At 55.8% G+C, this 16,387-nt stretch carries 16 protein-coding genes; 5 read left to right on the top strand and 11 right to left on the bottom strand.

The features are described 5' to 3' along the window. Positions 1-101 precede the first annotated feature (101 nt). The 3 genes from WH298_RS09050 (at position 102) to WH298_RS09040 (ending at position 3,367) form a co-directional block, all read left to right on the top strand. Positions 102-1,256, top strand: coding sequence for a nuclear transport factor 2 family protein (locus WH298_RS09050; protein ID WP_007885360.1), 1,155 nt, complete (start codon positions 102-104; stop codon positions 1,254-1,256). After that, entirely contained in the window at positions 1,253-2,551 is a 1,299-nt protein-coding gene (gene hisD, locus WH298_RS09045) for a histidinol dehydrogenase (protein ID WP_180822694.1), read from the top strand. The genes WH298_RS09050 and hisD overlap by 4 nt, the downstream gene beginning before the upstream one ends. 63 nt (positions 2,552-2,614) lie before the next feature. Beyond that, on the top strand, positions 2,615-3,367 hold the full coding sequence (locus WH298_RS09040; RefSeq protein ID WP_049851597.1) for a CDP-diacylglycerol diphosphatase: 753 nt from the start codon (positions 2,615-2,617) through the stop codon (positions 3,365-3,367). A 63-nt stretch (positions 3,368-3,430) separates the two neighbouring features. On the opposite strand, the gene tpiA is transcribed toward WH298_RS09040, so the two are convergent. The 3 genes from tpiA to fpr all read right to left on the bottom strand — a co-directional run bounded on the left by tpiA (position 3,431) and on the right by fpr (position 5,762). Beyond that, a complete protein-coding gene (gene tpiA / locus WH298_RS09035; RefSeq protein WP_007885371.1) occupies positions 3,431-4,198 on the bottom strand; it encodes a triose-phosphate isomerase in 768 nt (255 codons plus the stop codon). 120 nt (positions 4,199-4,318) lie between these two features. Then, a complete protein-coding gene (locus tag WH298_RS09030; protein WP_180822693.1) occupies positions 4,319-4,909 on the bottom strand; it encodes a YiiQ family protein in 591 nt (196 codons plus the stop codon). Positions 4,910-5,015: 106 nt separating this feature from the next. Next, complete coding sequence (gene fpr / locus WH298_RS09025) at positions 5,016-5,762, bottom strand: ferredoxin--NADP(+) reductase (protein ID WP_007885373.1); 747 nt, start codon at positions 5,760-5,762, stop codon at positions 5,016-5,018. A gap of 397 nt (positions 5,763-6,159) precedes the next feature. On the opposite strand from fpr, the gene emrD reads away from it, so the two are divergent. Continuing rightward, entirely contained in the window at positions 6,160-7,356 is a 1,197-nt protein-coding gene (gene emrD / locus WH298_RS09020; RefSeq protein WP_007885374.1) for a multidrug efflux MFS transporter EmrD, read from the top strand. Here emrD and glpX read toward each other — a convergent pair. The 3 genes from glpX to WH298_RS09005 form a co-directional block, all read right to left on the bottom strand. Next, positions 7,346-8,356 (bottom strand): class II fructose-bisphosphatase, encoded by a 1,011-nt coding sequence (gene glpX / locus WH298_RS09015; protein ID WP_007885375.1) that lies wholly within the window; start codon positions 8,354-8,356, stop codon positions 7,346-7,348. The two genes, emrD and glpX, sit on opposite strands and share 11 nt — an antisense overlap. 98 nt (positions 8,357-8,454) lie before the next feature. Then, positions 8,455-9,966 (bottom strand): glycerol kinase GlpK, encoded by a 1,512-nt coding sequence (glpK, locus tag WH298_RS09010; RefSeq protein WP_007885381.1) that lies wholly within the window; start codon positions 9,964-9,966, stop codon positions 8,455-8,457. Between the two features lie 30 nt (positions 9,967-9,996). After that, positions 9,997-10,845 (bottom strand): MIP/aquaporin family protein, encoded by an 849-nt coding sequence (locus WH298_RS09005; protein ID WP_007885383.1) that lies wholly within the window; start codon positions 10,843-10,845, stop codon positions 9,997-9,999. Positions 10,846-11,265: 420 nt separating this feature from the next. Here WH298_RS09005 and zapB point away from each other — a divergent pair, with 420 nt between their 5' ends. Continuing rightward, the gene (gene zapB, locus WH298_RS09000; RefSeq protein WP_007885384.1) at positions 11,266-11,505 is read left to right on the top strand and encodes a cell division protein ZapB; all 240 of its coding nucleotides are present in this window, start codon (positions 11,266-11,268) and stop codon (positions 11,503-11,505) included. 50 nt (positions 11,506-11,555) lie between these two features. Here the strand turns inward: zapB and rraA are convergent, their stop codons facing one another. The 5 genes from rraA to cytR form a co-directional block, all read right to left on the bottom strand. After that, a complete protein-coding gene (gene rraA / locus WH298_RS08995) occupies positions 11,556-12,041 on the bottom strand; it encodes a ribonuclease E activity regulator RraA (protein WP_007885386.1) in 486 nt (161 codons plus the stop codon). A gap of 155 nt (positions 12,042-12,196) precedes the next feature. Further along, entirely contained in the window at positions 12,197-13,534 is a 1,338-nt protein-coding gene (hslU, locus tag WH298_RS08990; RefSeq protein WP_180822692.1) for an HslU--HslV peptidase ATPase subunit, read from the bottom strand. 11 nt (positions 13,535-13,545) lie between these two features. Beyond that, the gene (gene hslV / locus WH298_RS08985; protein ID WP_007885391.1) at positions 13,546-14,076 is read right to left on the bottom strand and encodes an ATP-dependent protease subunit HslV; all 531 of its coding nucleotides are present in this window, start codon (positions 14,074-14,076) and stop codon (positions 13,546-13,548) included. Positions 14,077-14,181: 105 nt separating this feature from the next. Then, positions 14,182-15,078 carry a cell division protein FtsN gene (gene ftsN / locus WH298_RS08980; RefSeq protein ID WP_180822691.1) on the bottom strand — a complete coding sequence of 299 codons (897 nt, stop codon included), beginning with the start codon at positions 15,076-15,078 and terminating at the stop codon, positions 14,182-14,184. 151 nt (positions 15,079-15,229) lie between these two features. Next, positions 15,230-16,267: a DNA-binding transcriptional regulator CytR gene (cytR, locus tag WH298_RS08975; protein ID WP_007885396.1), complete on the bottom strand. Its 1,038-nt coding sequence runs from the start codon at positions 16,265-16,267 to the stop codon at positions 15,230-15,232. Positions 16,268-16,387: the final 120 nt, after the last annotated feature.

The raw sequence follows: 16,387 nt of genomic DNA, 5'->3' as shown, positions 1-16,387 counted from the left end.
TTACCGACGGCGTTCTGCACCCTGAATTCAGCCGGGTGAATCGGCAGCGCTTGATTGCGAGGACCGCGCTCACCCTTAATTCGTCAAAAGCAGGAGTGTTTATGTCTACAACGGACACGGCTAATAAAGCCACCGCCAGTGAAAAGAGCGCAGAAAAAACCTCAGCACGTACCCAGGTCGAACCGGTTTTGCAGGTTGAGCGACGGGATTTTGTCGATCTGGTTCCAGAAAACCGTGCGCGAGTACAGCCGATGCGCGGTTTCGATCCCTGCTATACCGATATTGTTGATTACATTGTGCGTTGCACCCACAAGATTTGGGATGAGCGTGATGTCGGACTGATCTACAGCCATTACACCCATAACTGCGTGCTCTATAACGCGCTAGGCACGATTTATACCCGTGAACAGGTGGTGCTGGATACGCTGCAGCGCTTGGTGGCTTTCCCGGAGCGACGTGGCATGGCGACGCAGGTGATCTGGAACGGCAACGATGTTGACGGTTTTTACACTTCGCATCTGGTCACCGGCAGCGGTCGACACACGCAGCCAAGCCAGTACGGTAAGCCGACCAATCGAACCTTCACCACGCGTACCGTCGCGGACTGCATGATTCTGGAAAACAAGATCTACCGCGAATGGGTGGTGAGCGACAACATGTCGCTGATGCGTCAGCTGGGACTGGATACCGATCAGATCGCTTACAACATGGCGAAAGAGCAGTTTGATAAAGGTTTCCGCCTGACGGAGATTGGCGAAAACCGTCGCCTGCTGGGGCAATATCCGCCGGAAAGCGACCCGGATTATACGCTGGCGCACAGCGATACCGAGGCCCAGGTGCTGGGCTGGCTGCATGAGATCTACAACAAACGCATGCTGGGCAAAGTGAAAGACGTTTACGCCAGTAATGTGCAGTGGCACGGCCCGCTGATGAAAGAGCTGTATGGTCAGGCATCGGTGATCCACCAGACGCTGGCGTTGATCGGCATGATCCCTGACGGCGCGTGGATGCCGCAGCATATTTGCTCCAATCCGTGTGAAGAAGGCGGCACTAAAGTGGCGGTGCGCTGGGTGATGGAAGGACATCATCTGGGCTATGGCGAGTTGGGCAAGCCGACCGGTCAGCGTCTGCTGGTGATGGGCATGAGCCACTATCACGTGGTAAACGGTAAAATTGTGGATGAGTGGGTGGTTTACGATCATCTGGCGATGCTGGCGCAGATCAAATTGGGCCAACTGGCGGAGACGGAAGCATGAGTAAGCAACGCGTGCAGTTTATTAAGCAACCCGCAGGCGAAGATGCGCAGGCCGATGCCAGCCTGATCGCCACGGTAAGCGACATTATCAGCAATGTGCGCCAGCATGGTGATGCGGCGCTGCAGGCGTATTCACTGAAATTTGATGGGGTAGCGCCGGAGCAGCTGGAAGTTTCGGCAGCGGAGATCGAGCAGGTGCTCACACAACTGGCTCCTCAAACTCGCCACGACAGTGAATTTGCCATCGCCCAGGTGCGCCGCTTCGCCGAAGCCCAGCGCGCAACACTACAGCCGCTAGAGATTGAAACGCTGCCCGGCGTGCATTTGGGGCATCGCATCATTCCTATCGAAACCGTGGGCTGCTATGTGCCGGGCGGACGCTATCCGATTCTCTCCGCACCGGTGATGTCCATCGTGCCCGCGGTCGTAGCGGGCTGCGACAACATTATTGCCTGCCTGCCACCGGGCGCGCATCCGGCGATGATTGCTATCTGCCATTTAGCCGGGGCACACCGTATTTTTAAAGTTGGCGGCGCGCAGGCGATTGCCGCGATGGCGTATGGCACCGCATCGCTGCCGGCAGTGGACAAAATTGTTGGACCGGGTAACGCCTTCGTCAATGAGGCCAAGCGTCAGGTTTTTGGCAAAGTGGGTATTGATGCGCTGGCAGGACCAAGCGAAATCTTTATTGTGGCCGATGATAGTGCCGATCCACGCGTGCTGGCGGCGGATCTGCTGGCGCAGGCGGAACATGATGTGCGCACTCGCGTAGGGCTGGCCACCACCAGCGAGCGCATAGCGCATGAAACCTTGCGTGAAATTGAGGCGCAGCTGTCATCGCTGCCGACGGCGAAGACGGCTGGTGAAGCATGGCAAAGACAGGGCGAGATTGTATTGTGCGCCGACGAAGATGCGATGGTGGCCTACACCGATGAGATCGCCACCGAACATTTGCAAATCCATGCTCGCGATCCCCATGCGCTGGCGGCGCGTATCCGCAACTACGGATCGCTGTTTATCGGTCAAAATGCCAGCGTGGTGTTCTCTGATAAGTGCTGCGGTACTAACCACACGTTACCCACCATGGCAGCGGCGCGCTATACCGGCGGGTTGTGGGTGGGCGCCTATCTGAAAACCTGTACGCATCAATGGATTGACGATCAGGGTATCGCGGCCATCGCCGCGCCTGCGGTGCGTCAAAGTCGTACCGAAGGCATGCAGGCACATCGTCGTGCGGCGCAGATTCGTCTGCAGCCGGAAAAACTCGATGCCATCCTGCGTGGCGCCGAGGATTAGTCCGTGACTTTCATCACCTGCCAGGCGAGGATGCTGGCAGGTGATGAACAGAGGAATCGGGCTATGCAGGGCAGTCGTCGTACCCTGAAGTTACTTACCGCACTATTGGTGCTGTTGATTGTCGGATTGATTGCCGCCGCCATTCATTTCCAGAAAAATTCCAACGCCTTGTGGCAGATCATTAGCGAGAAATGCGTGCCTGGCATGGCCGCCAGCGGCAAACCCGCGCCTTGCCAGCAGGTGAACAGTGCGCAGGGTTACGTCACGCTGAAAGATCTCAACGGTCCGTTGCAGTATCTACTGATGCCGATCGAAAAAATCAGCGGCATGGAAAGTCCCATCATTCTTGAGCCGTCTACGCCGAATCTGTTTGCCGACGCCTGGCAACAACGGACATTACTTGCACAAAAGCACGGCGCGCCGATATCAGATAGCGCGCTGTCGCTGGCAATCAATGCGCAATACGGGCGTACGCAGAATCAGCTGCATATTCACATCTCTTGTCTGCGACCCGATGTGCGTCAGCAACTTGATGCCCTGGCGCCGAGGCTTAACGCGCAGTGGCAAAGCGAAACGCTGCGCAAGCATCGTTACCTGATACGTACGCTTTCAACAGCAGAACTGGCGCAGCAGAGTGCGTTTATCCGTCTGGCAAACGAAGTGCCTCACGCGCGCACCGAGATGGGGAAATATGGCCTGGCGCTGGCGCAGCTGCCGGATGGTCGCTTAGCGCTGCTGGCGTTAGAACGCAACTGGCTTAAGCTGAACAGTGGTTCGGCGGAAGAGCTGCAGGATCATCAATGCGGGATTTTGTAAGGTCGACATGTCAGGTGACATAAAAAAGGCGGCTAATCAGCCGCCTCATCATACATCCAAAACTTACGCGTTTTTCGCAGCGGCTGCGGCTTTCACGATCACGGCGAAAGCATCGGCTTTCAGTGAAGCACCGCCAACCAGCGCGCCATCGATATCTGGCTGGGTGAACAGCTCAGCGGCGTTTTTGTCGTTTACCGAACCGCCGTACTGGATGATCACTTGCTGTGCGATGGCAGCGTCTTTCTTCGCGATGTGGTCACGAATAAATTTGTGCACGGCCTGAGCCTGCGCTGGCGTAGCGGATTTGCCGGTACCGATGGCCCAAACTGGCTCATAAGCGATGACCGCGCCTTCGAACGCTGCTGCGCCCTGCGTTTCCAGCACGGCGTCGATCTGACGTGCGCACACTTCTTGCGTTTGGCCCGCTTCGTTTTCTGCGTCGGTTTCACCGATGCACAGAACGGGTACCAGGCCCGCTTCCTTCACGACGGCAAATTTCTTCGCGATGAACTCATCGCTCTCTTTATGGTAGGTACGGCGCTCAGAGTGGCCGATGATGATGTATTTCGCGCCAACGTCTTTCAGCATGTCTGCGGAAGTTTCGCCAGTGAATGCGCCAGACAAGTTAACGTCGACGTTCTGAGCACCCAGAGCGATGTGGCTACCGGAAATGGCGTGTTTCGCCAGGTCCAGATAGATGGCTGGCGGTGCAATCGCGACGCCACAACCATCAACACCAGACAGCTCTTTGCGCAGGCCTTCAATCAGCTCTTTGGTGATCTGCTTGCTACCGTTCAGTTTCCAGTTACCCATAACCAGTGGATGTCGCATTCTTTCCTCCGCATAACGCGATTCATGAAATAGCGCTGCCATCGGGCAGCGATGTCTGCGAGACAGTATAGAGATCAAATGGGTTGCTGGCTTTGCTTTTCGTCATTTTTGCCGGTGTGATCAGGGCGTAGCGATCGCCAGTTTTATCGGCTCAATGGCGAAGGTTAAACCCTTGTCGCCGTTGTCCGCGACCACGAAGCGCAGTGCGCCTTCGGTGCGGGCAAAATAACGCGCACCTTTGCCGGCGCTCAGCAGAGAATCGAGCTTTTTGCGACCATCTTCGGCCGACAAACCGGGGATGAAGAAACGCAGCAGGGCAGTCATGTAATCCATGGCACGTGCCTGCGCCGCTTTCATATCGGGACCGGGAACCGGCAGCCAGGTGATTTGCAGGGTTTTGATTTTGCCGGTGCCTTGCTCCAGCGCGGTTGAAGCATACAGCGTTTCGCTGATTTTACTGGCGGCACGCGTCAGGTTACTTTTATCGCCGCGACTATCAATGGCGCGATATTCCTGCAGCGGTTCATTGGGATTGGCGGCGTTGTACTTTTCACGGAACTGCGCAACGGTCATATCGAACGTCGGCGCACCCGCGAGCAGATAGGGCGCAGCAGGAAGATGATCGCTACGATCCAGTGCAGGTGCGTCCTCCGCCCAGGCGGGAAATGTCAGTGCGAGGCCAAGCAGCAGCGCGACTGGCAGGTTCTTCATTGCTTCGGCCCTAAATCATTCACTTAGCCCACGATTAGAACGGTTTTTACCGGGGAAAGTCAAAACCCACATTGGGAAAAATCTGACAATCTTCGCCTCGCGCCTCTTACCAATAATGCTCGCTGGTCATATGCCCGGGTTTACGTTTGAAATGCTTGCGCATCTCACGTGTGTCTTTTAGCAATTGTTGGGTATCGCGCACCATTTGCGGATTACCACACAGCATCACATGGCTGGTTTCAGCTGTGAGCGGCAAGCCAACCGCGCGCTCCAGTTCGCCGCTCTCAATCAACTGCGGTACGCGGCCGTGCAGCGAACCGGCGATCTCTTCGCGGCTTACCACGGTCTGAATATGCAGTTTGCCCTGATAGCGCTGCTGCAGCTGCTGCATTAACGGCAGGAAGCTCAGGTCATCCGCGAGACGGGCAGCGTGCACCAGCACAATATTGTCGAAACGCTCCAGATCTTCGCCCTGTTGCAGAATCGATAAATAGGGGCCAATCGCCGTGCCGGTGGCCAGCATCCACAGCGTTTGGCAGTCAGGAATTTCGTCGAGTACAAAGAACCCTGCGGCTTCTTTGGTAATCATCACCTGCTCGCCGGGCTGCAATGCCTGCAGGCGTGGACTCAGTTTGCCTTCCGGCACAGTAACCAGATAAAACTCCAGCAGCGAATCTTTGGGCGCGTTGACGTAAGAGTAGGCGCGCTGCACACGCTCGCCGTCAATTTCTAATGCCAGCTTGGCAAACTGACCTGCGGTAAAGCTATCAATGGGCGCTTCGACGCGCAGACTGAACAGTGCATCGGTCCAGTTTTTTACCTCTTTCACTTCAGCATTGATCCACTCTGCCATGTTGGCTCCTTAGTGTTGATTACCCGTCATACTTCAAGCTGCAGCTGCGTTGGCTACGTGTGCTCACCCCAGTCACTTACTAATGTAAGCTCCCGGGGATTCACACACTTGCCGCCTTCCTGCAACTCGAATTATTTAGGGTATATGATCGCTATTGACCTCACGGATTACCACCTTCACGACCAGCAAAGGGCTCTCAGCGACAAACGCAGCGCACAGATCAGCAACTGTAGCGGCCGGTTTACAATCTGGACGTCAACCTTGACGGCTTAAGACACTACAGCTTTGCCGGTCCCTCTCGATTTGTCACTGAATCCTGATATTTTTGCCGCCATAAATCCGAGGCAGCCTGTTTTGTGCTGCTTATTCTTTGTTTCTCAGGCAGACATTTTGTTCCATGTTGATAAGTAAAACGCAAAATCGCTTTCTGTTATTCATGCTGATCGTGCTGGTGGCGGTGGGGCAGATGGCGCAAACCATCTATGTGCCAGCGATGGCCAACATGGCAGAGACGCTCAATGTGCGCAGCGGTGCCATTCAGCAGGTGATGGCCGCCTATCTGATGACCTACGGTGGCTCGCAGCTGATCTACGGCCCGCTTTCGGACAGCTTTGGTCGACGTCCGGTGATCCTTATCGGCATGACGATCTTTGCTATTGGTGCCTTGATCGCCATGTTCGCGCCCTCACTGGATATTCTGGTGCTGGGCAGCGCGGTGCAAGGTTTAGGTACCGGCGTGGCCGGCGTGATGGCGCGCACCATGCCGCGTGACCTTTACTCTGGTATCGCATTGCGCCAGGCGAACAGTTTACTCAATATGGGCATTCTGGTTAGCCCGCTGCTGGCGCCGGTGATTGGCGCGCTGCTGACGCATCTGTTTGGCTGGCACGCCTGTTTCGCCTTCCTGCTGCTGCTGTGTGTTGGCGTTACCGCGTCGATGGCGCGCTGGTTACCGGAAACCCGTCCCGTTGATACACCTGCTACGCCATTCCTGAAGCGTTATGCCACCCTGCTGAGTGACGGCAATTTCGTGCGTTACCTGCTGCTGCTGATTGGCGCGCTGGCAGGCATCGCAGTATTCGAGGCCAGCTGCGGCGTGCTGATGGGCGGTGTTTTAGGTCTGGATGGTTTGACCGTCAGCATCCTGTTTATCCTGCCGATTCCGGCGGCGTTCTTTGGCGCCTGGTTTGCCGGACGCGAGCAGAAATCCTGGCACACGCTAATGTGGTATGGCGTCAATAGCTGCCTGCTGGCGGGCTTATTGATGTGGGTTCCCGCCTGGTTTGGCGTGATGAATATCTGGACGCTGTTGGTGCCGGCTGCGCTGTTCTTCTTTGGCGCCGGCATGCTGTTCCCGCTGGCAACCTCGGGTGCGATGGAGCCGTATGCATGGCTGGCGGGCAGCGCTGGGGCGTTAATTGGGGGGTTGCAAAACCTGGGTTCCGGCGTGGTAGCGTGGCTTTCTGCTCTGCTGCCGCAGCACGACCAATCCAGCCTCGGCATGTTGATGTTTGTGACGTCGCTGGTGATGCTGCTGTGCTGGTGGCCGCTCTCACGTCATCCGGAGAGCGGCAAGCAGGCGATTACAGGATAAATTGATGCAGCGCCGCGTCTTTGCGATCGAGATAGTGGATCGACTGGATGCGGCGAATAGTGCGTGATTTGCCGCGCACCAGCAGCGTTTCGCTGGTGGCGATGTTGCCGTTACGCGTGATGCCTTGCAGTAAATCGCCGGTGGTGATGCCCGTGGCGGCGAAGATCACGTTATCGTTACGCGCCATCTGATCCAGCTTCAGCACCTGACCCGCTTCAATGCCCATCTCGGCGCAGCGCTGTAGCTCATTCTCACCTAAGCGACGATTCTCTTCGCTATCGCCTTTCACTTGATGACGTGCCAGCAGGCGTGCCTGCATGTCGCCATCCATCGCCCGGATAACCGCCGCCGATACCACCCCTTCCGGCGCGCCGCCGATGCCATACATCACATCCACTTCGCTGTCCGGCATGCAGGTAAGAATTGAAGCCGCCACATCGCCGTCCGGGAAGGAGAACACGCGCACGCCGAGCTGTTGCAGCTGAGCAATCACCGCATCGTGGCGTGGTTTAGCCAGAATCGATACCGTCAGCTGGCTGAGCGGCTTGCCCAGTGCCAGCGCGATGTTTTTCAGATTAATATCGAGTGGCAGATTAAGGTCGATGGCGCCGCGTGCGCCGGGCCCGACAATCAGCTTCTCCATGTACATATCAGGTGCGTGCAGGAAGCTGCCCTTATCGCCGACCGCCAGCACCGCCAGCGCATTGGCCTGGCCCATCGCCGTCATGCGCGTGCCTTCAATCGGATCGACGGCGATATCTACCGCGTCGCCGCGACCGGTACCGACTTTCTCACCGATATACAGCATTGGCGCTTCGTCGATTTCGCCCTCGCCAATCACAATCTGGCCGTCGATATCGATAGTGTTAAGCATAATGCGCATGGCGTGAACGGCTGCGCCGTCGGCCGCATTTTTATCGCCGCGTCCTAACCAGTGATAGCCCGCCAGAGCGGCGGCTTCGGTCACGCGGGAAAATTCAATCGCGAGTTCTCGTTTCATGGTTGCACCTGACAAAAAACAGGCGGGCAGTTTAACACAGCGCGGAAGGGGGACGGGGGAAAAACCCGCGGCAGGGGGCGCCGCGGGTCAGCAGGATTTTACTCTTCGTCTTCCCATGCTTTCGCACGTGCGACGGCTTTCTTCCAGCCTGCGTAGCGGACGTTACGTTCGGTGGTTTCGATGCTTGGACGGAACTCACGCTCAATCACCGCTTTCTCGCGGACTTCATCCAGATCGCCCCAGAAGCCGACCGCCAGGCCAGCAAGATATGCCGCACCCAACGCAGTCACTTCACGCACTTCCGGACGCTCAACGCGCGTGCCGAGAATGTCGGACTGGAACTGCATCAGGAAGTTGTTGGCTACCGCACCGCCATCAACGCGCAGCGATTGCAGGCGGGTGCCGGCATCGTTTTGCATCGCTTCCAGCACGTCGCGCGTCTGATAAGCGATCGATTCCAGCGTGGCACGAATGATGTGGTTAGCGTTTGCACCGCGCGTCAGACCGAAGATCGCACCGCGTGCATACGGGTCCCAATAGGGCGCGCCCAAACCGGTGAAGGCAGGCACCATGTAAACACCGTTGCTGTCTTTCACTTTCAACGCGAAGTATTCGGAGTCAGTGGAATCGCTGATCAGCTTCATCTCGTCGCGCAGCCACTGAATTGACGCACCACCGATAAACACCGCACCTTCCAGCGCATAGTTCACTTCGCCGCGTGGACCGCAGGCGATGGTAGTCAGCAGGCCGTGCGTTGAGGTCACGGCTTCGGTGCCGGTGTTCATCAACATAAAGCAGCCGGTGCCGTAGGTGTTTTTCGCCATACCCGGTTGTACGCACAGCTGGCCGTAGAGCGCCGCCTGTTGGTCACCCGCGATACCGGCGATGGGAATACGCGTACCGCCTTTACCACCAATGTTGGTCTGGCCGTAAACTTCTGAAGAACCTTTCACTTCCGGCAGCATTTCACGCGGAATATCGAGGATCTCCAGCATGCGCTCATCCCACTCCAGCTTGTGGATGTTGTACATCATGGTACGTGAGGCGTTGGTGTGATCGGTTACGTGCACACGCCCTTGCGTCATTTTCCAAATCAGCCAGGTATCAACGGTTCCAAACAGCAGTTCGCCGCGTTTAGCACGTTCACGTGCGCCTTCAACGTGGTCAAGAATCCACTTCACTTTGGTGCCGGAGAAGTAAGGGTTAATCACCAAACCGGTGGTGTGCTGGATATACTCTTCCAGTCCCTCTTTCTTCAGCTTGTTACAGTAATCTGCGGTACGTGGATCCTGCCAGACGATGGCGTTGTAGATAGGCTTGCCGCTCTCTTTATCCCACACGATGGCGGTTTCACGCTGGTTGGTGATACCAATCGCCGCGATTTGATCGGAGTTAATGTCGGCATGTGCCAGCACTTCAACCAGCGTTGAGCTTTGTGACGCCCAGATATCCATTGGGTCATGCTCAACCCAACCCGCTTTCGGGTAGATCTGGGTAAATTCACGCTGTGAAACGGCGACGATGTTCGCGTCATGATCGAGCACTACGGCACGTGAGCTGGTTGTGCCCTGATCGAGCGCGACAATATATTTTTTATCAGTCGTAGTCATTGTGCTTTCCTGATGATGTATCGATGAAACTTACGCTTTACGCTGCTGAGCGCGCGCAACCGGTTTTTCTGTTGTGCTGGCTTCCGCCACGTTAACGGGCAGATGACGGCCAATCAGTGAACGGTAACCCCAGGCTCCGAGGCAAGCACCGACCAGCGGGCCAAAAATCGGAACCAGGAAGTAAGGAATATCTTTGCCACCGGTGAAGGCGACGTTGCCCCATCCGGCGAAGAAGGCGAACAGTTTTGGACCGAAGTCACGCGCCGGGTTAAGTGCGAAGCCGGTCAGCGGGCCCATTGCACCACCGATAATGGCTACCAGCAGACCAATCAAAAGCGGTGCCAGCGGGCCGCGTGGTACGCCGTTGCCGTCATCGGTCAGCGCCATAATGACGCCCATCAGTACGGCGGTAATCACCATCTCAACCAGGAACGCCTGACCAACACTGATGTGCGGGTTTGGATAGGTAGAGAAGATGCCGGCCAGGTCGAGGCTTTCAACGCTGCCACGTACCATCTGATGACCTGTTTCGTAATCCAGGAACAAATTGTAGTAGAGACCATAAACCAACGCGGCAGCGCAGAAGGCGCCGGCAACCTGCGCCAGAATATAGGGTACGACTTTACGGCCTTCAAAGTTTGCGAACAGGCACAGCGCGATTGTCACCGCTGGGTTAAGATGCCCGCCTGAAACACCGGCGCTCAGATAGACCGCCATGGAAACCGCTAAGCCCCAGATGATACAAATTTCCCACTGACCGAACGCAGCACCGGCCAATTTCAGTGCGGCAACGCAGCCGGCACCAAAAAAGATGATCAAACCGGTGCCGATAAATTCGGCGATGCACTGACCTGTTAGTGTGTTAGTTGTTTGACTCATAATGGCATTCCTGAAGCGAGGTTAAATTTTATCAGTTTTTGTTCTCATCCATGAGTCGCCCAGCTTTTAATGTAGGGTTGATGTGAATTTATCGTTAACGAGCATAAACGAGAAATAGCGAAATTGAAAACTGTGTACTGCGTCATAAAAATGCGCGTTTTCGCGTCTTTTGCGTTTCTTTACGGCCCATTCAGCCTGCTTTGCGCGTGGACGGTTAAGTGATCGCGCACACAGATGCGCGAAGATGAGCATTTTTTTAGGCATTGACTGAAAAGTGTTACAGACTGCCCTCGCAGGCCTTGTGCCGCTGGACTTGCTGGGTTTGGCTACATACAATCGAGTCATCGTGGCTGAGCGCACCATAATAAGGCATGCACTAGCCCCATCAACGCCTTGCAAGATTTAGGAGAGGTCAGAAAGATGTCATTTGAAGTGTTCGAGAAACTGGAAGCGAAAGTACAGCAGGCGATTGATACCATCACTCTGCTGCAGATGGAAATTGAAGAGCTGAAAGAGCAAAACAATACGCTGAAAAACGAAGTCAGCCAGGCTTCAGGTAACCAGGATGCGCTGGTGCGTGAAAATCAGCATCTGAAAGAAGAGCAGCATGTCTGGCAGGATCGTCTGCGGGCACTGCTGGGAAAAATGGAAGAGGTTTAAGCGTACAGGCTTGAACCAACGGGTGCCGCGGCACCCGTTTTTGTTGCGGCTTACTCGATGTCGAGTGCGTCTTCAGACAGGATGATGCCGGTATTGTCGGCATACAGATGGTCGCCAGAGAAGAAAGTCACGCCGCCAAAGTTAACGCGTACGTCACTTTCGCCAATGCCTTCACCCGCTGCACCCACCGGAATGGCTGCAATCGCCTGAATGCCGATTTCCAGCTCTTCAAGGTCGTCAACCTGACGCACCGAACCGTAAATCACAATGCCTTCCCACTCATTTTGCGCCGCCAGACTTGCCAGCTGAGCATCGACCAGGGCGCGACGAACGGAACCGCCGCCATCCACCAGCAATACGCGACCCCGACCGTTCTCTTCCAGCAAATCGTAAAGTAAGCCGTTATCTTCGAAGCATTTCACCGTGGTGATTTGACCACCGAATGAACTGCGTCCACCAAAGTTCGAAAAAAGCGGTTCAACAACGTTCACAGCTTCGTGGTAGATGTCACAGAGTTCAGATGTATCGTATTTCATGAGGGTTTTCGTCTGTTTGCCACAGGAGCGCTAAGTATATCGCTATCTGGCGATTGTTGGCAAAATCATCAGCCGCCAAAAAAAGCGCTGCATCAATATCCTGCGTAAAAAAAAAACCCGGCGCAGTGGCCGGGCGGGGATATCGCAGACGAAGCTTACAGAATGAAGCGGCTGAGGTCTTCGTCGGCCACCAGCTCATCCAGATGCTTACCAACGTACTCGGCATCGATAGAGATCGACTCACCGTTACGATCGCTGGCGTCATAGGAGATATCTTCCATCAGACGCTCCAGCACGGTATGCAGACGACGTGCACCGATGTTTTCGGTGGTTTCGTTTACCTGCCATGCGGCTTCAGCGATACGACGCACCGCATCGTCCGTGAAGTCGATGTTGACCCCTTCGGTGCCCATCAGCGCTTTGTACTGCACGGTAACCGAGGCGTTTGGCTCGGTCAGAATGCGTTCGAAGTCATTGACGGTCAGCGCCTGCAGCTCAACGCGAATCGGCAGACGGCCCTGCAGCTCGGGGATCAAATCGGAAGGGCTAGCCACCTGGAACGCGCCGGAAGCGATAAACAGGATGTGGTCGGTTTTCACCATGCCGTGCTTGGTGGACACGGTGCAGCCTTCAACCAGCGGCAGCAGGTCGCGCTGCACGCCTTCGCGTGACACGTCTGGACCGCCTGCATTCTGGCCGCCGCGCTTACAGATTTTGTCGATTTCGTCGATGAACACGATACCGTGCTGCTCAACCGCATCGATGGCGTCCTGCTTCAGCTCTTCAGGATTCACCAGCTTGGCCGCTTCTTCTTCAATCAGCAGCTTCATGGCTTCTTTGATTTTCAGCTTACGCGGTTTCTGCTTCTGCCCACCGAGGTTCTGGAACATCGATTGCAGCTGGCTGGTCATCTCTTCCATGCCAGGAGGTGCCATGATTTCGACGCCGGCGGAGGAAGCGGCCAGATCGATCTCAATCTCTTTGTCGTCCAGCTGGCCTTCGCGCAGTTTCTTGCGGAATGACTGACGCGCTGCCGAGGGCTCAGCCGCTTGCTCAGCCTGGCCCCAGTTGTTTTTCGCGGGCGGGATCAGCACATCGAGGATGCGCTCTTCCGCCATCTCTTCAGCGCGGTATTTGTTCTTCTCAATCGCCTGGCTGCGCACCATCTTGATGGCAGAATCGGTCAGATCGCGAATGATGGAATCAACCTCTTTACCGACGTAACCGACTTCGGTGAATTTGGTGGCTTCTACTTTGATGAACGGCGCGTTAGCCAGTTTGGCTAAGCGACGGGCAATTTCGGTTTTACCGACGCCGGTAGGACCAATCATCAGAATGTTCTTTGGCGTTACTTCGTGGCGCAGCTCTTCGTCGAGCTGCATGCGGCGCCAGCGGTTACGCAGAGCGATCGCGACCGCCTTTTTTGCGCCGTCCTGGCCGATAATAAAGCGGTTAAGCTCGCTGACAATCTCGCGTGGAGTCATCTCGGACATGATTTTGATCCTTACGCCTTAGACGGTAATGCTTCGATGTTGATGTTGTGGTTGGTGTAGATACAGATATCGCCGGCGATGTTCAGCGCCTTCTCCACAATATCTTGTGCACCAATGTCCGTGTTCTCCAGCAGGGCGCGAGCCGCTGCCTGGGCGTAAGGCCCACCGGAACCAATAGCAATCAGGTCATTTTCCGGCTGGATAACGTCGCCGTTGCCGCTGATGATCAGCGAGGCGTTTTCGTCAGCGACCGCCAGCAGCGCTTCAAGGCGACGCAGCATGCGATCGGTACGCCAATCTTTTGCCAGTTCGACCGCCGCTTTCACCAGATGACCCTGGTGCATCTCCAGCTTGCGCTCAAACAGTTCAAACAGGGTGAAGGCATCTGCGGTACCGCCAGCAAAACCGGCGATCACTTTATCGTTGTAAAGACGACGGACTTTTTTGACATTGCCTTTCATTACGGTATTGCCGAGCGTAGCCTGGCCATCACCGCCAATCACTACCTGGCCGTTGCGTCGTACACTTACTATTGTTGTCACGGGCAGACCCCTTGTTGCAGTAGAAAAGGAACTCCGCGCACTCGGCGCGGAGTATCATGCAACCAGATATGGGGCAGGATTGGGGAGTTTCAACCCCTAAAGAATTTAAGGTAAGGCGAGGGGAATACAGCTTCCGTGGCCGGAGCTGTGTAAGCGTTTTACCGTGCTGTCTGCGCTGCTGCGATCTTTGAACGGCCCGATCACCACGCGATTCCAGCCACCGCCGGTCGTAATACGGCTCTCAAATCCTTCAAATGCCAGACCGGCGCGCACGGATTCCGCCTGATCGGTGCCTTTGAACGAACCACACTGCACCATCCAGCGCTGCGAAGAGGCTTTCTCTTCCGCTTTCGCTTTGGCGGTTTCCTGCGGCTTAGTCTGCTGCGTAGGCTCGCGCGTGATCGGCGCAGCCTGCTGCTGCTGCTGCTGACGCGCGGCCTGTTGTTGCTGTTGCTGTTGCTGGCGCTGCAGCTGCTGCTGACGTTGCAACTGTTGCTGCTGTTGCTGTTGTACCTGCTGCTGTTGCTGCACCTGCTGACGCTGCAGCGTCTGCTGGCGCTGCGCCGGGGTTTGTTCGTTCCACGGCACTTCGTTCAGCTGCGTAGGCTGCTGGCGCATATCGGCCTGCATCTGCTCCAGCAGCTGGCGCTGTTCATCGGTCAACTGGGTTTGTGATTGCACGCCACCCGCTGAAGGCTCAGTCGGCGACGGAACGGTAATCTGGCGATTTTCCAGCTCTTTGATGTACTTCCAGCGCTCTTCCGGCTTCGGCGGCAAGCCGTTACCGTTAGCTTTGTGATTGGGAATGACTTCAATCTCTTCTTTCTTATGATGCGAGATGAACCATAAACCACCGGCAAAGGTGACCAGCACGGCCGCGGCCAGTACCATCATGAGCTTTGAAGTGCCTGAGCCGCCTTTGCTTTTCTTGCTGCGGCTGGCGGGTTTTTTGCGACGCGTCCCTGTTGAACGCCCGCGGCCTACATAATCTTTCTGTGCCACTTTCGTTCTGATACCCTTCAAAAAAATGCCAATGGGCATGTAAATGTGCTGTTAATTGCCCGGCAATGAATGCGCCATGTTACGCAAGGGCTGGAACTTTGACCAGCACAGTCTGCCTTCAGAATCCGCTGAAAATGCAGGCGTCTGTCGGTTATTTTTCACGTTTTGCTGCCGGTGCCGTGCTGCCGCGCACGCGCAATTCCGCATCCAGCAGGCGCGAACCGTTATTCACGCGTTTGCCCTGCAGCTCATCAAGTAATAACAGCATGGCTTCACGACCAATCGCAAAGCGCGGCTGCGCCACGGTGGTCAGCGGCGGATCGTAGTATTGCGCCAGCTCGATATCATCGAACCCCACTACCGACAGATCCTGCGGAATCCGCATGCCAAGTTTACGCGCCTGATTCATGGCACCCAGCGCCATCAGATCGCTATGGCAAAAAATCGCTTTCGGCGGCTGCGGTAAACTCATCAACTGCTTAAGCGCATTGGCACCGGCTTCAAAGGTGAAGTCGCCGTGCACAATCATGGTCGGATCGATGGCGATACTGCTGCGGCGCAGCGCCTGAATGTAGCCCTGCAACCGATACTGGCTCAGCGGAATATGCTCTGGCCCGGTGATGCAGGCAATTTGGCGATGGCCGAGCTGCAGCAGATGATTCACCGCTTCAAATGCCGCCGTCAGGTTATCGATATGGACCGTTGGCAACGCCATCTCTGGCGCAAATTCGTTACCCATTACCATTGGCGGCAGGTTGCGCTGATCTTCAATTCCGGCGTCAAACGGCAGCTGCGAACCCAACAGCACCATGCCGTCGATCTGCCGCGTCAGCATTAAATTCAGGAAGGTTTTCTCCTGTTTATTCTGATGCGCGCAGTCGCCAATCAATACCAGATAACCTTCATGCGCAGCGGTAACTTCCACGCCGCGAATAATCTCACTGAAGAAGGGATCGCAGATATCCGGCACAATCACCAGAATGGTTTGTGTTTCACCCCGTTTGGCATTGCGCGCCAAACCGTGCGGCGCATACCCCACGGCCAGCACCGCTTTTTCGACTTTGAGACGGGTGGCGGCCGAGACTTTTTCTGGATTCATCAACGCACGTGAAACCGTGGCGGTTGAAACGCCGGCTTTCTCGGCCACATCTTTCATGGTGGCAGCGGTTGAGGGTTGCTTCTGGTCCAACGTATAACTCCTGACGCGGTACAGCGCATTGATTTACAGAGATTGCCGGGCTTTAACCGGGTCGGCACTATTGTTAACCGAAGGTCGCGGCGGGTTGTTACTTAATTTGCATAAAAATTG

Origin of the sequence: Pantoea nemavictus, assembly GCF_037479095.1 — a bacterium.
GTDB lineage: Bacteria > Pseudomonadota > Gammaproteobacteria > Enterobacterales > Enterobacteriaceae > Pantoea > Pantoea nemavictus.
This window is presented reverse-complemented; position numbering and strand designations above follow the sequence as displayed.

Bases quoted from the DNA above. Each gene is read 5' to 3' on its own strand.
- WH298_RS09050 (WP_007885360.1), top strand. From the start codon at position 102: ATGTCTACAACGGACACGGCTAATAAAGCCACCGCCAGTGAAAAGAGC.
- hisD (WP_180822694.1), top strand. From the start codon at position 1,253: ATGAGTAAGCAACGCGTGCAGTTTATTAAGCAACCCGCAGGCGAAGAT.
- WH298_RS09040 (WP_049851597.1), top strand. From the start codon at position 2,615: ATGCAGGGCAGTCGTCGTACCCTGAAGTTACTTACCGCACTATTGGTG.
- tpiA (WP_007885371.1), bottom strand. From the start codon at position 4,198: ATGCGACATCCACTGGTTATGGGTAACTGGAAACTGAACGGTAGCAAG.
- WH298_RS09030 (WP_180822693.1), bottom strand. From the start codon at position 4,909: ATGAAGAACCTGCCAGTCGCGCTGCTGCTTGGCCTCGCACTGACATTT.
- fpr (WP_007885373.1), bottom strand. From the start codon at position 5,762: ATGGCAGAGTGGATCAATGCTGAAGTGAAAGAGGTAAAAAACTGGACC.
- emrD (WP_007885374.1), top strand. From the start codon at position 6,160: ATGTTGATAAGTAAAACGCAAAATCGCTTTCTGTTATTCATGCTGATC.
- glpX (WP_007885375.1), bottom strand. From the start codon at position 8,356: ATGAAACGAGAACTCGCGATTGAATTTTCCCGCGTGACCGAAGCCGCC.
- glpK (WP_007885381.1), bottom strand. From the start codon at position 9,966: ATGACTACGACTGATAAAAAATATATTGTCGCGCTCGATCAGGGCACA.
- WH298_RS09005 (WP_007885383.1), bottom strand. From the start codon at position 10,845: ATGAGTCAAACAACTAACACACTAACAGGTCAGTGCATCGCCGAATTT.
- zapB (WP_007885384.1), top strand. From the start codon at position 11,266: ATGTCATTTGAAGTGTTCGAGAAACTGGAAGCGAAAGTACAGCAGGCG.
- rraA (WP_007885386.1), bottom strand. From the start codon at position 12,041: ATGAAATACGATACATCTGAACTCTGTGACATCTACCACGAAGCTGTG.
- hslU (WP_180822692.1), bottom strand. From the start codon at position 13,534: ATGTCCGAGATGACTCCACGCGAGATTGTCAGCGAGCTTAACCGCTTT.